General features: G+C 69.0%; 14 protein-coding genes. 4 read left to right on the top strand and 10 right to left on the bottom strand.

Annotated features, from left to right (window positions below; genetic code table 11):
- Positions 1-28 precede the first annotated feature (28 nt).
- The 9 genes from Tchl_RS09355 to Tchl_RS09320 all read right to left on the bottom strand — a co-directional run bounded on the left by Tchl_RS09355 (position 29) and on the right by Tchl_RS09320 (position 9,123).
- Complete coding sequence (locus Tchl_RS09355; RefSeq protein WP_075148161.1) at positions 29-1,408, bottom strand: NAD(P)(+) transhydrogenase (Re/Si-specific) subunit beta; 1,380 nt, start codon at positions 1,406-1,408, stop codon at positions 29-31.
- The gene (locus Tchl_RS09350; protein ID WP_075147777.1) at positions 1,405-1,710 is read right to left on the bottom strand and encodes an NAD(P) transhydrogenase subunit alpha; all 306 of its coding nucleotides are present in this window, start codon (positions 1,708-1,710) and stop codon (positions 1,405-1,407) included. The genes Tchl_RS09355 and Tchl_RS09350 overlap by 4 nt, the downstream gene beginning before the upstream one ends.
- Before the next feature lie 14 nt (positions 1,711-1,724).
- Positions 1,725-2,849 carry an NAD(P) transhydrogenase subunit alpha gene (locus Tchl_RS09345; RefSeq protein ID WP_075148160.1) on the bottom strand — a complete coding sequence of 375 codons (1,125 nt, stop codon included), beginning with the start codon at positions 2,847-2,849 and terminating at the stop codon, positions 1,725-1,727.
- Positions 2,850-3,065: 216 nt separating this feature from the next.
- Positions 3,066-3,845 carry a PP2C family protein-serine/threonine phosphatase gene (locus tag Tchl_RS09340; RefSeq protein WP_075148159.1) on the bottom strand — a complete coding sequence of 260 codons (780 nt, stop codon included), beginning with the start codon at positions 3,843-3,845 and terminating at the stop codon, positions 3,066-3,068.
- Between the two features lie 49 nt (positions 3,846-3,894).
- Positions 3,895-5,139: a glycolate oxidase subunit GlcF gene (glcF, locus tag Tchl_RS09335; protein WP_075148158.1), complete on the bottom strand. Its 1,245-nt coding sequence runs from the start codon at positions 5,137-5,139 to the stop codon at positions 3,895-3,897.
- Between the two features lie 2 nt (positions 5,140-5,141).
- Positions 5,142-6,212, bottom strand: coding sequence for a glycolate oxidase subunit GlcE (gene glcE, locus Tchl_RS09330; protein ID WP_075148157.1), 1,071 nt, complete (start codon positions 6,210-6,212; stop codon positions 5,142-5,144).
- Between the two features lie 143 nt (positions 6,213-6,355).
- On the bottom strand, positions 6,356-6,508 hold the full coding sequence (locus Tchl_RS17960; RefSeq protein WP_198158937.1) for a hypothetical protein: 153 nt from the start codon (positions 6,506-6,508) through the stop codon (positions 6,356-6,358).
- A gap of 14 nt (positions 6,509-6,522) precedes the next feature.
- Positions 6,523-8,034 carry an FAD-linked oxidase C-terminal domain-containing protein gene (locus tag Tchl_RS09325; RefSeq protein ID WP_075148156.1) on the bottom strand — a complete coding sequence of 504 codons (1,512 nt, stop codon included), beginning with the start codon at positions 8,032-8,034 and terminating at the stop codon, positions 6,523-6,525.
- A 207-nt stretch (positions 8,035-8,241) separates the two neighbouring features.
- Positions 8,242-9,123 (bottom strand): LysR substrate-binding domain-containing protein, encoded by an 882-nt coding sequence (locus Tchl_RS09320; protein ID WP_075148155.1) that lies wholly within the window; start codon positions 9,121-9,123, stop codon positions 8,242-8,244.
- Between the two features lie 174 nt (positions 9,124-9,297).
- Between Tchl_RS09320 and rplU the strand changes: the two genes are divergently transcribed.
- From rplU to proB, 4 genes are all read left to right on the top strand, one after another.
- On the top strand, positions 9,298-9,609 hold the full coding sequence (gene rplU / locus Tchl_RS09315) for a 50S ribosomal protein L21 (protein WP_075148154.1): 312 nt from the start codon (positions 9,298-9,300) through the stop codon (positions 9,607-9,609).
- A gap of 20 nt (positions 9,610-9,629) precedes the next feature.
- Positions 9,630-9,893 (top strand): 50S ribosomal protein L27, encoded by a 264-nt coding sequence (gene rpmA / locus Tchl_RS09310; RefSeq protein WP_075148153.1) that lies wholly within the window; start codon positions 9,630-9,632, stop codon positions 9,891-9,893.
- A 110-nt stretch (positions 9,894-10,003) separates the two neighbouring features.
- Positions 10,004-11,212 (top strand): Obg family GTPase CgtA, encoded by a 1,209-nt coding sequence (cgtA, locus tag Tchl_RS09305; RefSeq protein WP_075148152.1) that lies wholly within the window; start codon positions 10,004-10,006, stop codon positions 11,210-11,212.
- A gap of 82 nt (positions 11,213-11,294) precedes the next feature.
- The gene (gene proB, locus Tchl_RS09300) at positions 11,295-12,410 is read left to right on the top strand and encodes a glutamate 5-kinase (RefSeq protein WP_075148151.1); all 1,116 of its coding nucleotides are present in this window, start codon (positions 11,295-11,297) and stop codon (positions 12,408-12,410) included.
- Positions 12,411-12,549: 139 nt separating this feature from the next.
- Here proB and Tchl_RS09295 read toward each other — a convergent pair whose 3' ends face one another.
- On the bottom strand, positions 12,550-14,442 hold the full coding sequence (locus Tchl_RS09295) for a propionate--CoA ligase (protein WP_075148150.1): 1,893 nt from the start codon (positions 14,440-14,442) through the stop codon (positions 12,550-12,552).
- Positions 14,443-14,474: the final 32 nt, after the last annotated feature.

The following is a 14,474-nucleotide window of genomic DNA, read 5'->3' as shown; positions in this document are numbered from 1 at the left end:
GCGCCTCGCGCGGAGCGCGGCTGCCGGCTCAGACCTCCAGCGCCTTGACGTGCTGGATCACCTGTCCGATCGCCTCCTGCGCGCTGCCGTACAGCATGCGGCAGTTGTCCTTGTAGAACAGCGCGTTCTCGATCCCCGAGTAGCCCGCGCCCTTGCCGCGCTTGACCACGATGACATTCTGCGCGAGGTCGGCGTTGAGGATCGGCATGCCGTAGATCGGGCTCGACTTGTCGGTGCGCGCCACCGGGTTCACCACGTCGTTGGCGCCGATCACCAGCGCCACGTCGGCCTGGGCGAAGTCGGCGTTGATCTCCTCCAGATCGAAGATCTTGTCGTAGGGCACTCCGGCTTCGGCGAGCAGCACGTTCATGTGGCCGGGCATGCGGCCGGCGACCGGGTGGATCGCGAAGCTCACCTCGACCCCCCCCTCCTCGAGCAGCTGCGCCATCTCCCACACCTTGTGCTGGGCGCCGGCCACCGCCATGCCGTAGCCGGGCACGATGATCACCTTCTGGCCGTAGCGCATCAGCGCCGCCGCATCCATCGCGGAGAGCTCGCGCATCGTGCCCTCGACCGCCTCGCCGCCTTCGGCCGCGGCGCCAGTGAGCGGGGTGAAGATGATGTTCCGGATCGGCCGGTTCATCGCCTTCGCCATCAGCTGGGTCAGCAGCATGCCCGAGGCGCCGACGACGATGCCGGCCACGATCAGCGCCGGGTTGCCGATGACGAAGCCCTTGAAGCCCACCGCCAGGCCGGTGAAGGCGTTCAAGAGCGAGATCACCACCGGCATGTCGGCACCGCCGATCGGCATCACCAGCACCACCCCCAGCGCCAGCGCAAGGGCGAAGAAGAGGAAGATCTCGAAGCCGCCCGGGGCGTCGGCGTAGGCCACGGTGAGGCCCACCCCAAATGTCGCCAGGGTGAGGAAGAAATTGACGTTGTTCTGCGCTCGCAGGCGGATCGCCTTGGTCATCAGGCCCTGCAGCTTGGCGAACGCCACGCACGAACCGGAGAAGGCCACCGCACCGATGATCGCGCCCAGCGCCAGCAGCGTGGAGGTGACGCCGTCGTGAGGCACGCCGCGCACCAGCTCGATCGCGGCGATCCCCGCCGCGGCGCCGCCGCCCATGCCGTTGTAGATCGCCACCATCTGCGGCATGTCGGTCATCTTGACGATCTTGCCGCTGTACCAGGCGACCCCACCGCCGAGCACGATCGCCAGCACCATCAGGCCGACGTTGTGCAGCCCCGGGGTGAAGAAGGTCACCACCGTGGCGCCGACCATGGCGAAGCCCGCCCACACGATGCCGCGGCGCGCGCTCACCGGCGAAGCCATCGCCTTGAGGCCGAGGATGAACACCACCGCGACGACGAAATACGCCATGTTCACGAACCAGTTCGACGTCATTGCGCGCCTCCTTGCTTGCGGCCGCCGGCCTTGAACATGCCCAGCATCCGTTCGGTGACGATGTAACCGCCCGCGGCATTGGCCGCGCCCAGGAATACGGCGACGAAACCGATCGCCAGTTGCACCGGGTCTTCCGGATCGGCATGGCCGAGCGCGACCATCGCCCCGATCAGCACCACGCCGTGCACGAAATTCGAGCCCGACATCAGCGGCGTATGCAGGATCACCGGCACGCGCGAGATCACCTCGTACCCGGTGAATGCGGCCAGCATGAAAATGTACAGTGCGGTAAAGCCATCCATGTCTGAATCCTCCGTTACAGGCCGAGCGCCTGCTTCACCCCGGGGTGGCGGATTTCGCCGGCGTGGGTGAGGCAGCTGCCGGAAATCACTTCGTCTTCCCAGTCGAGCGCCAGCGCGCCGTCGCGGATGAAGGGCGAAATGAAGTTGAACAGGTTCTTGGCGAGCATCTCCGACGCATGCACCGGCATGCGGCTGGGAATGTGGGTGGGGCCGATCACGAGCACGTCGTTGATCCACACCTTGTCGCCGGCCACCGTGCCTTCGACGTTGCCGCCGGTGTCGGCCGCCATATCGACGACCACCGCACCGGGCTTCATGCGCGCGATCATGTCCGCGCCGATGATGCGCGGCGCCGGCCGCCCGGGCAGCGCCGCGGTGGTGATCAGCGCGTCGCACTGCGCCACCGCCCTGGCCAGGCGTTCGGCCTGCTTCGCCTTCTCCTCGTCGGTCAGCTCGCGCGCGTAGCCGCCGCTGCCCGCCGCGGCGACGCCGGTGTCGATGAACTTGGCGCCGAGCGACTCGACCTGCTCGCGCGTCTCCGGGCGCACGTCGTAGGCCTCGACCATCGCCCCGATCCGGCGCGCGGTGGCGATCGCCTGCAGGCCGGCGACGCCGGCGCCGATCACCAGCACCTTGGCCGGGCGGATGGTGCCGGCGGCGTAGGTCAGCATCGGGAAGAACTTCGGGCTGTGGTCGGCGGCGATCAATGCGCATTCATAGCCTGCCACCGCGCCCTGGCTCGACAGCGCGTCCATGCTCTGCGCGCGCGAGATGCGCGGCAGCAGTTCGAGCGCAAACGCGGTGACCTGGCCTTCGGCGAGCTGGCGGGCGCGCTCGGCGCTCGCCCACGGCTGCAGCAGGCCGAGCAGCACGCTGCCCGGCTTGAGCGCGGCGAGCGTGGCGGGCGCCGGCGGCTGCACGCAGAACACCACGTCGGCCTCGGCACAGACCTCGTCGGCACGCTCGACCAGGGCCACCTCGGCAAAATCGGCATCGCGGAAGTGCGCGGGCAGGCCCGCGCCCTTCTGCATCACCACCCGGGCGCCAAGGCCCTGATACTTCTTGACCACATCCGGCACGACGGACAGGCGTCGCTCGCCGGGATGGGTTTCCGCTAGCACTCCGATGACCAGGGGCATGGACATCCTCCTCGCTGAAAAACGGCATGAAATCGGGTTGGAAGGCAGCATCGCCGGTAAGCCGGAAGCGGCCGCAGCGCGCTGAAGCCCCTTCCGTCGGTGCTCGCATCCGGCAGCAGGTTCATCTTACCGGCATCCGCTGGCGGCGCAACCCGGCAAATCGACCGCGTCCGGATCGACCCGGACTGCATGGGCCTGGCCGCTGCGCCCCGGCGCTCAGCCCCTGGCCGTCGGCACCGGCGCAGGCGAGGGCAGCGAAACGAGCTTGATGATCGCCAGCGAGAGGTTATCGCCGCTCCCACGCGCGCGCTCGCGCGCCAGGCCGATCAGACGCTCGGCGGCGGCGCGGGGCGGCAACTCGTGCAGGGTGGCGCCCAGCTCGGCGTCGCTGAAGTAGGCCCACAACCCGTCCGAGCACAGCAGGAACACATCCCCCGCGAGCGGCGTTTCTTCGCGCCCCTGCTCGATCCGTGGCGCCCGCTCGCTGCCCAGGCAGGACAGCAGCACGTTGCGCCGCGGATGCCAGAGTGCATCGGCAGCGTCCAGCCGCCCCTTGCGCTGCAGCTCGCCGACCAGCGAATGGTCGGCGCTGCGCGACAGCAGGGACGGGCCGCGGAAGTGGTACAGGCGCGAATCGCCGCAATGCGCCCAGTAGGCCTTGCCCTGCTGCAGCAGGAACACCACCGCGGTGCTGTGCGGGTCCTGCTCGCTGGTGAAGCGGGTCAGCTTGATCACGAGGTGGGCCTCGTCGATGACGCTGGCAAGAAGGCTGTCGGGCGTCTCGTACCGCGGCGCGTAGGTTTCGAAATTCTGCCGGGCACGGATCAGCACCTGCTCGGCGGCCATCGCCCCGCCGCTATGGCCGCCCATCCCGTCGGCGAGCACGGCCAGCAGCATACCCGAGCGTTTCGGATGGGGAAAAAGGCCGACGCGATCCTGCTGCTCCGCGCGGTCGCCGCCGTGCAGGGCGACACAGGTTTCGGCACTGAATGGCATGGGCAGGATCGTGGGAAAGGAATTGCGGAGCGCAGGTCAGCACATGATATCAATCCGGCCGGCCGTTCAGGCGCGCATCGATCAGCTCGATCCAGTGCTGCACCGGAGTCCCGGTCCCGGCCTGCAGGTGGCTGATGCAGCCGATGTTGGCCGAGGCGATCAGGCCGGCGCCGCCGGCCTCCAGCGCGTCGAGCTTGTTCGTGCGCAGGCGCGCGGCGAGCTCGGGCTGGAGCAGCGAGTACGTGCCGGCAGAACCGCAGCACAGGTGGGCGTCGCGCACCGGAGTGAGCTCGAATCCGGCCGCGGCGAGCAGGGCCTCCACCGTGCCGCGGATGCGCAGGCCATGCTGCAGGGTGCACGGTGCATGCCAGGCGAGCACGCGTTTCGGCTGCACGCGGGCACCGAGCGCCGCCTGCAGCGCGGGCGCCTCGGCTGCCACCACTTCGCCGATGTCGCGCGCCAGCGCGCTCACCCGCAGCGCCTTGGCGGCGTACGCGCCGTCCTGTTGCAGCAGGTGGGCGTAATCCTTCACCTGCACGCCGCAGCCCGAGGCGGTGGTGACGACGGCTTCGACCCCGCCGCCCTCGATCGCCGGCCACCAGGCGTCGATGTTGCGTCTTGCATCGGCGCGCGCGCCGTCGTGGTCGTCGAGATGGAAACGCACCGCGCCGCAGCACCCGGCACCGGCCGCTTCCACCATCGAGACTCCCAGCGCATCGAGCACGCGCGCCGCCGCGGCGTTGATCGACGGTGCCATCGCCGGCTGCACGCAGCCGGCGAGCGCGAGCACCCGGCGCACGTGGCGCGGCGTCGGCCGAGGACCCGCCGGACGCAGGCGCGGGACCTTGTCCTGCAGCGTTTTCGGCAGCAGCGGGCGCACGGCCTGGCCGGCCTTCATCGCCAGCCCGAACAGCTTCGGCCGCGGCACGAACTCGCGCAGGGCGAGGCGCAGCAGCGCATCAGTGCCACGGCGCGGCACCCGTTCATCGACGAGGCGGCGGCCAATGTCGAGCAAGCGGCTGTAGTGCACGCCCGAGGGGCAAGTGGTCTCGCAGGCGCGACAGGTCAGGCAGCGGTCGAGATGGAGCCGGGTGCGCTCGGTGACCTCGGCGCCTTCGAGCAGCTGCTTGACCAGGTAGATGCGCCCGCGCGGACCGTCGAGCTCGTCGCCGAGCAACTGGTAGGTCGGGCAGGTCGCGGTGCAAAAGCCGCAATGCACGCACTTGCGCAGGATCGCGTCGGCCTCGCGGCCGTCCGCGGTGTCGCGGATGAAGTCGGCAAGCCGGGTCTGCATGCTCAGAAATCCTCGTAGAAGCGACCGGGGTTGAACACCCCGGCAGGGTCGAAAGCGTGCTTGAGGCGGCGGTGGATCACCGCCAGCGGGGCGGACAGCGGCTGGAACACCGCGCCGCCACGGTCGCCGCCGCGAAAGCACGTGGCATGGCCGCCGAGCGCCGCGGCACGCGCATGCACCGCGGCGGGCTCGGGCGTGCCGGCGAGCCAGCGCAGACCGCCGCCCCATTCGATCAGCTGGCGCCCAGGCAGCGCCAGCGCGGGCGCGGTGCTCGGCAGGGCCAGCCGCCACAGGGTCTCACCGGCGGCGAGCCGAAAAGGCCCGGCGCGCTGCTCGCGCACGTCCTGCCACAACGCCGCAGCCGCGGCCGCGTCGACGGTTTCACCGCCGAGGCGGCCGGCCGCAGCCCGCACCGCAGCCTCCGCCCCCGACAGGCGCAGGTGCAGCCCGCCCTCGCACCACCAGCTGGCCGACAGCGGCAGCGGCTGCCCGCCCCACTCGTTGATGCGCGCGAGCGCATCGGCTTCGTCGAGCGCGAAGCGCAGCGTGCGCTCGGCGACGGGCCGCGGCAGCACTTTCAGCGACACCTCGAGGAGGATGCCCAGGGTGCCCAGGCTGCCCGCGATCAGGCGCGACAGATCGTAGCCGGCGACGTTCTTCATCACCCGGCCACCGAAGTTCAGCACCTCGCCGCGCCCGTCGAGGATCTTCACCCCGAGCACGAAGTCGCGTACCGCACCCGCGCTCGCCCGCCGCGGGCCGGCCAGGCCGGCGGCGACCGCCCCTCCCACCGTGGCCGCGGCACCGAAGTGCGGCGGCTCGCAGGCGAGGAACTGGTTCTGCCCGGCGAGCAAGGCCTCGAGCTCGGCCAGCGGCGTGCCGCCGCGCACCGTCACCACCAGTTCGGTGGGCTCGTAGCTCACCACCCCGGCGTTGGCGCGCAGATCGAAACGTTCGCCGGCCGGCGCCCGTCCGTAGAAATCCTTGGTACCGCCTGCGCGCAGGCACAGCGCCCGCTTGTCCGCCACCGCCGCGCGCACGCGCTCGGCCCATTCGTGCTCGATGGCTGTCATCGCCTCACTCATCGTCCACCTCATCCCGCCGGATCAATCGACCCGAGCCTGACGGACACAGGCCGTCCGCCCGCTGCATTCCCAACCAATCGACACGGCCCACCTGCCTCGCGTGCGCCGCCGCCCTCACCACCTTCCCGCCGTCACTGCGCGCCGCCGCGCGGCCCATCGTCCTCTTCCTGCGCCTGCCGGCGGCGTGCGCGCCCATCGACGACCCGCAGCGCCAGCCAGGCGCCGACCAGCGACATCACCGGCACCGCCACCAGCAGGAACTGCACCCATCCCTTGTCCACCATCGCCGCCCGCGCGTTCAGAAGCGCGGGATGTCCGGGTAGGGAACGTGGTCGCGGCTGACCCGCATGCGCCCGTACTCGGCGCAGCGGTTCAGGGTCGGAATCGCCTTGCCGGGGTTGAGCAGGCCGGGGGGGTCGAACGCGGCCTTGACGCGGAAGAACTGACGCAGCTCGGCGGGGCTGAACTGGACGCACATCTGGTTGATCTTCTCCAGCCCGACGCCATGCTCGCCGGTGATGGTGCCGCCGAGCGCCACCGACAGCTCGAGGATCTCGGCGCCGAAGGCCTCGGCACGCTCGAATTCGTCGGCCTGGTTGGCATCGAACAGGATCAGCGGATGGAGGTTGCCGTCACCGGCATGGAACACGTTCATGCAGCGCAGCCCGTAGCGCTCCTCCATCTGCTCGATGGCGGCCAGCATCTCGCCCACGCGCTTGCGCGGAATGGTGCCGTCCATGCAGTAGTAGTCGGGCGAAATCCGCCCCGCGGCGGGGAAGGCCGCCTTGCGCCCGGCCCAGAACCTGAGCCGCTCGGCCTCGTCGCGCGACACCCGCAGCTCGGTGGCGCCACTGTCCTCGAGCACCCGGCACATGCGCGCGACGTCCTCGGCCACTTCCTCGGGCGTGCCGTCGGCCTCGCACAGCAGGATCGCCTTCGCCTCGAGCGGGTAGCCGGCGTGCACGAACTCCTCCACCGCGGCGGCGGCGGGCTGGTCCATCATTTCCAGGCCGGCGGGGATGATGCCGGCGGCGATGATGCGGGCCACCGCATCGCCGGCGCGCACCACGTCGTCGAAGGCGGCGAGCACGCACTGGGCGAACTGCGGCCGGGGCACCAGCTTCACGCTGACTTCGGTGACCACCGCGAGCATGCCTTCCGAGCCGGTGAGCAGGGCGAGGAGGTCGTAGCCGGCGCAATCCGGCCCATGACTGCCGAGCTCGATGATCTCGCCCTCGATCGTCACCCCGCGCACGCGCAAGAGGTTATGCACGGTCAGGCCGTACTTCAGGCAGTGCACGCCGCCAGCATTCTCGGCGACGTTGCCGCCGATCGTGCACGCGATCTGCGACGACGGATCGGGGGCGTAGTACAAGCCGTGCGGCGCGGCGGCTTCGGAAATCGCCAGGTTGCGCACCCCGGGCTGGACCACGGCGATGCGCGCGCGCGGATCGAGGTGGAGGATGCGGTTGAAGCGCGCCAGCGACAGCAGCACGCCGCGGGTATGCGGCAGCGCCCCGCCCGACAAGCCGGTGCCGGCGCCGCGCGCCACCACCGGCACGCCCAGCACATGACAGATCCGCAGCACCGCCACCACCTGCTCCTCGGTGCCCGGCAACGCCACCACCAGCGGCAGCGCGCGGTAGGCGGCGAGGCCGTCGCACTCGTAAGGGCGCAGATCCTCGGTGTCGTACATCAGACTGCCCGGCGGCAGGATGCGCCCGAGCGCCTCGATCACGCGGACCTTGTCGACCACGGAGAAATCGCTCTCGGTCTCGCCATACGTCAGGTTTTGCGCTGCAGCTTCCATCTCTCCCCTCCTTCTGCCGCACCGGACGCTCCCGCGCGGCCCGCCGATTCTAGACCGCACCGCGGCCACCCGCCCTCGGTGAAAACCACGACCCGGCGCAACGGGCGATCACCGGGCAGCCGACGCCCCCGGGGTGAACGCATCGAAGGATAAAAGGCTTTTACTGCCGCCGGCTTGATGGTTTTTTGCCCCCGGCTTGAAGAATCATCAAGCCAGCACGTGTGTCAGCCAATCGACGAAAGCGGCGCATTCCCAGCGCTCGAGCGTGCCGGGCCGCCAGCAGAGGTAATGGCTGTGGGGCGAAGGCACCGAACGGGGGGACAACGGCAGCAGGCGGCCGCTGTCGAACCACGCCGCACCGAGTTTGTGGCGCACGAGGGCGACACCGAAACCGCTCGCCGCCGCGTCATAGACCAGGCCCAGGTCGTTGAACTGCGCACCGCCGGCGGGCTCCGCGCGACTCACGCCACAGCCGGCGAACCAGGGCGCCCAGGGCTCCAGCGGCGTTTTCATCAGGCGCACGCGGACGAATTCGTCCTCGCCGGAAAAGCCGTCGAAGGGTCCGTGCTGGTTGAGGTAACTCGGGCTGCAAGCCGGCGTGATGACGTCGTCGAGGACCCGCCGGTACTCGCGATCGGGATAGCCCCCGGTACCGAAGCGGATTTCCAGGTCGGCTTCTTCGGCAGTGACGTCGAGCAGCGGGATCGACACCTGCAGGGTCAGCTCGACATCCGGATAGGCATTGCGAAACAGCTCGAGCCGCGGCATCAGCAACTGGCGCGAGAACGTGGGGGTAACCGCCACCCGCAGCCGGGGCACGGCCGCGCCCCCACGCCCCGCAGGCAACTGGCCGAGGGCGGCGAGGCCAGCGCATACCTTGTGCAGATAGTGCGCGCCGTCGCCGGTGAGGGTGAAGTCGTTGCGGGTAAACAGCTTCACCCCGAGCTGCGCCTCGAGCTGGCGGATGCGGTGGCTGACGGCGCTGACCGTCACGCACAGCTCGTCGGCCGCCCGGCTCGCGCTGCGCAGGCGGGCAACGGCCTCGAAGGTGACGAGGCACTGGATCGGCGGAATATGGGTGAAGGCCATCTGAGCACAGTGCTCCGGTCATCGGGAATGGATCATTATGCGCTCCGGAGGCAACCCGGCAGCGCCCGGGACAAGCCCGGGACGGCGTGCAAGCTGCTGTTTCGGCATTGACTTTGCCCGCCTTTCGGATTAGATTGGGCGATTCTTTGCAAACCCATCAACTGGAGCAACACCATGTACGCGGTGATAAAAACCGGTGGCAAGCAGTATCGCGTTGCCGCTGGCGAAAAGATCAAGGTAGAACAGATACCGGCCGACGTGGGTTCCGAAATCACCCTCGACCAGGTTTTCATGGTCGGCGAAGGCGAGTCCGTGAAGATCGGCACGCCGGTGGTGACCGGAGCTTCCGTCAAGGCGACCGTGGTTTCGCACGGCCGCCACGACAAGATCAAGATTTTCAAGATGCGCCGCCGCAAGCACTACCAGAAGCACCAGGGGCATCGTCAGAACTACACCGAGCTTCGCATCGAAGCGATCTCGGCCTAAGGCGCAGGGGGTAATCCGACATGGCACACAAAAAAGCTGGCGGTAGTTCGCGTAACGGCCGCGACTCGGAATCGAAACGCCTCGGCGTGAAGCGCTACGGTGGCCAGTTCGTGCTCGCCGGCAACATCATCGTTCGCCAGCGCGGCACCGAATACCATCCGGGCGACAACGTCGGCATCGGCAAGGACCACACCCTGTTCGCGCTCAAGGACGGCGTCGTCCAGTTCGCGGTCAAGGGCCCGGCCAAGCGCCGCACCGTGATCATCGTGCCCGAAGCGGCCTGATCTTCGCGCGCCGCGCTTTTGCAGTACAAAAGCCCTATCCTTGCGGTAGGGCTTTTTTGTTTTCCGAACCTCGCACCGATGCGGGGTTCGACATTCAAGGTTGATCAGGCATGAAGTTTTTTGACGAAGCCCGCATCGAAGTCCTCGCCGGCGACGGCGGCAACGGCGTGGCGACCTTCCGCCGCGAAAAGTTCATCCCCAAGGGCGGCCCCAGCGGCGGCGACGGCGGGCGCGGCGGCAGCGTGTACGCGGTGGCCGACCGCAACCTCAACACCCTGATCGACTACCGCTTCACCCGGACCTTCCGCGCCGAGCGCGGTGAAAACGGCGGCAGCCGCGACTGCTACGGCAAGGGCGGCGACGACATCACGCTGCGCTTTCCGGTCGGCACGGTAATCAAGGACCTGGACAGCGACGAACTCGTCGCCGACCTCGACGAGGACGGCAAGACCGTGCTGATCGCCCGTGGCGGCCGCGGCGGGCTGGGCAACATCCACTTCAAGTCCAGCGTCAACCGCGCCCCGCGCAAATGCACCCCGGGCCAGGAAGGCGAACGCCGCACCCTCCACCTGGAGCTGAAAGTGCTCGCCGATGTCGGCCTGCTGGGGATGCCCAACGCCGGCAAGTCCACCTTCATCCGCAGCGTCTCGGCGGCCAAGCCGAAAGTGGCCGACTACCCGTTCACCACCCTCGCCCCCAACCTCGGCGTGGTCCGCACCAGCGAAAATCGCAGCTTCGTCATCGCCGACATTCCCGGCCTGATCGAAGGTGCGGCCGAAGGCGCCGGCCTTGGCCACCAGTTCCTGCGCCACCTGCAGCGCACCCATGTGCTGCTGCACCTGGTCGACCTCGCCCCCTTCGACCCTGAAGCCGATCCGGTCGCCGACGCCAAGGCGATCGTCGAGGAGCTGCGCAAGTACGACGAAGCCCTCTACGCCAAGCCGCGCTGGCTGGCGCTCAACAAGCTCGACCTGATCCCGGAAGAGGAACGCGCCGGGCGTGTCGCCGCCTTCCTCGAGGCTTACGGCCCGGTCGAGCGCCACTTCGAGATCTCGGCGCTGAAAGGCGAAGGCACAAAGCCATTGATCTTCGCGATCCAGGACTTTCTCGATGCCGAGCGCGCCCGCATCGATGCCGAGCGCACCGAACGCCAGGCCGCCGAAGCCGCCCGCCAGGCCGCCGCCGAGGCCGCACGCGCCGCGGCCGACGCAGCCTACGAACAGGAAGCCCTGCTCGATGAGGACGACACCCGGCCCGAGGATGCGGTCGGCGACGCTGCCCCGGGTGCCGACGAAGACACCTCCCCGCACCCACGCTGACCCCAACCACAGCGCCCCCGCCGAACCGGCGGCCGCCCGTGCCCCCTGCCCTCACCGCCCCCTGCCCTCGCACGCAACCGAGATGAGAACCAAGATCCGCAACGCCCGCCGCCTCGTGGTGAAGGTCGGCTCCGCACTCGTCACCAACAACGGCGCCGGCCTCGACAAGGACGCGCTCGACGCCTGGGCGCGCCAGATCGCTGCGCTGCACGCCGAGGGGCGGCGGGTGGTGCTGGTGTCTTCGGGGGCGATCGCCGCCGGGATGCAGCGCCTGGGCTGGTCGCAGCGCCCGCACGAGATGCACCAGCTGCAGGCCGCCGCCGCGGTCGGCCAGATGGGCCTGGTCGAAGCCTACGAGAAGGCCTTCTCGCGCCATGGCCTGCACACCGCGCAGATCCTGCTGACCCACGAGGATCTCGCCGACCGCACCCGCTACCTGAACGCGCGCAGCACGCTGACCACCCTGCTCACGCTCGGGGTGGTGCCGATCATCAACGAGAACGACACCGTGGTCACCGACGAGATCAAGTTCGGCGACAACGACACCCTCGGCGCGCTGGTCGCCAATCTGATCGAGGCCGAAGCGCTGATCATCCTCACCGACCAGCAGGGCCTGTACACCGCCGACCCGCGCAGTGATCCCGCCGCCACGCTGATCTCCGAAGGCCGCGCCGAAGACCGCCGCTACGAGGCGATGGCGGGCGGTGCCGGCACCGGCATCAGCCGCGGCGGCATGATCACCAAGATCCGCGCGGCCCAGCGCGCCGCACGCAGCGGCGCCCACACCTGCATCGCCAGCGGCCGGGAGCGCGACCCGCTGTTGCGCCTGGCTGCGGGCGAAGCGCTCGGCACCCTGCTCTACGCCAGCAGCACGCCGTTGCAGGCGCGCAAGCAATGGCTGGCCGATCACCTCCAGCTCGCCGGAGACCTGGTCATCGACGACGGTGCCGCCGCCGCCCTGAAAAGCGGGCGCAGCCTGCTCGCGGTCGGTGTCATCGAGGTGCGCGGCGACTTCGAACGCGGCGCCGCGGTCGCCTGTCGCACGCTCGGCGGCGAGGAGGTAGCGCGCGGGCTGGTGAACTACCCGGCCTCGGAATGCCGCCGCATCGCGCGCCGGCCGAGCGCCGAAATCGAGAACCTGCTCGGCTACATCGACGAACCGGAGCTGATCCACCGCGACAACATGGTCTGTCGCTGAGGCCGCGCGCGGCATTCCGACCGACCTTGCGCCACCGCAGTGCACGCGCGCCCGCAGCCGGCACGGAAGCCCGCGCCGCGGGCGGGATGAGCCGCAGCGTGCCGGCAGTCGACGCCGGCACGCTGCGAACGGCACGCGCTCAGCTCTTGAGCGCGGCCCTGATCTGCTCCAGGGTGCCCGGATCGTCGATCGTGGTGAGGTCGCCAGCGTCGCGCCCTTCGGCCAGGGCCTGGATGGAGCGGCGCAGCATCTTGCCCGAACGCGTCTTGGGCAGGCCGTTGATGAAATGCACCCGGCCGGGACGGGCGATCGCACCGAGCACCGCGTCGACTTTCTTCATCACGTCCTTCTCGAGCGCGGCGCGCTTTTCGGCGGTGTCGACCGCCGCCGCGTCCTTCGCCACCGCGAACGCCATCGGCATCTGGCCCTTGACCTCGTCGGCAACGCCGACCACCGCCACCTCGGCGATCGCCGGATGCATCTGCACCGCCTCCTCGATCTCGCGCGTGCCCAGCCGGTGGCCGGCGACGTTGATGACGTCGTCCATGCGCCCGAGGATGCTGTGGTAGCCCCTGTCGTCCTTGATTCCCCAGTCCGACGAGGAATACACCATCGGCTCCTTGAACACGCTGAAGTAGGTGGACACGAAGCGCTCGTCCTGGCCCCACACCGTCGACAGGCAGCCCGGCGGCAGCGGCGGCACGACGCCGACGATGCCTTTCTCGTTGGCGCCGCACTCGCTTCCATCCTCGCGGAAGATGCGCAGGTCGTAGCCGAACACCGGGAAGGCGGGCGAGCCGAGCTTGATCGGGCTGTCCTCGACGCCGCGGCAGATCGCCAGCATCGGCCAGCCGGTTTCGGTCTGCCAGTAATTGTCGATCACCGGAATCCCCAGCGCGTCCATGATCCACCGGTGGCTGGTCTCGTCGAGCGGTTCGCCGGCGAGGAACAGGTGCTTGAGCGAGGACAGGTCGTACTTCCTCAGCCAGGCCGGATCCTGCTTCTTCAGCACACGCACCGCGGTCGGCGCCGAGAACATCACATCGACCTTGTACTTCTCGACGATCTGCCACCAGATCCCGGGGTCGGGGCGCAGCGGCGTGCCTTCGTACATCACCGTCGCCATGCCGGCGATGAGCGGGCCGTAGATGATGTAGCTGTGGCCGACCACCCAGCCGATGTCCGAGGTCGTGAACATCGTCTCGCCTTCGCCGCCGGTGTAGATGTGCTTCATCGACGCCGCCAGTGCCACGCAGTAGCCGCCAGTGTCGCGCTGCACGCCCTTGGGCTTGCCGGTGGTGCCGGAGGTGTACAGGATGTAGCTCGGCTCGGAAGACTCCACCCAGGTCACCGGCACCCGGGCATCCAGGTGCTTCGCACGCAGTTCGGCGTAATCGACGTCGCGCCCGTCGACGCGGGTGAACCCCTTGTCGAGGCCGCGATCGACGATCAGCACCTTCTGCGGCGGGCACTGGGCAAGGCTGCAAGCCTCATCGACGAGGTGCTTGTAGGGTACCGGCTTGCCGTTGCGCATCCCGGCATCGGCACTCACCATCAATGCCGGCTTGGCATCGTCGATACGGGTCGCGAGCGAGCCCGCGGCGAAGCCGCCGAACACCACCGAATGGATCGCGCCGATGCGCGCGCAGGCGAGCATTGCGAACGCGGCCTCGGCGATCATCGGCATGTAGATCAGCACCCGGTCGCCACGCCGGACACCGAGCGCCTGGTAGATCGCCGCCATGCGCTCGACCTCACGCTGCAGCTCGGCGAAGGAATAGACCTTTTCCTCGCCGGTTTCGGTGGAAACGTAGATCAGCGCACGCTCATTCGGGCGCTTCGCGGCGTGGCGGTCGACCGCGTTGTAGCACAGATTGGTCTCTCCCCCCTTGAACCACTTGACGAACGGCGGGTGGGAAAAATCGCAGATCTGCTCGGCGGGTTTGTTCCAATGCACGAGCGCGGCCTGTTCGGCCCAGAATTCGTCGCGCTGGTCGATGGAACGGCGGTGGAACTGCTGGTAATCGGTCATTGCTTCCTCTCCCATCAATGAACCTGTATTGC

The sequence above is a fragment of the Thauera chlorobenzoica genome, assembly GCF_001922305.1.
GTDB lineage: Bacteria > Pseudomonadota > Gammaproteobacteria > Burkholderiales > Rhodocyclaceae > Thauera > Thauera chlorobenzoica.
This window is presented reverse-complemented; position numbering and strand designations above follow the sequence as displayed.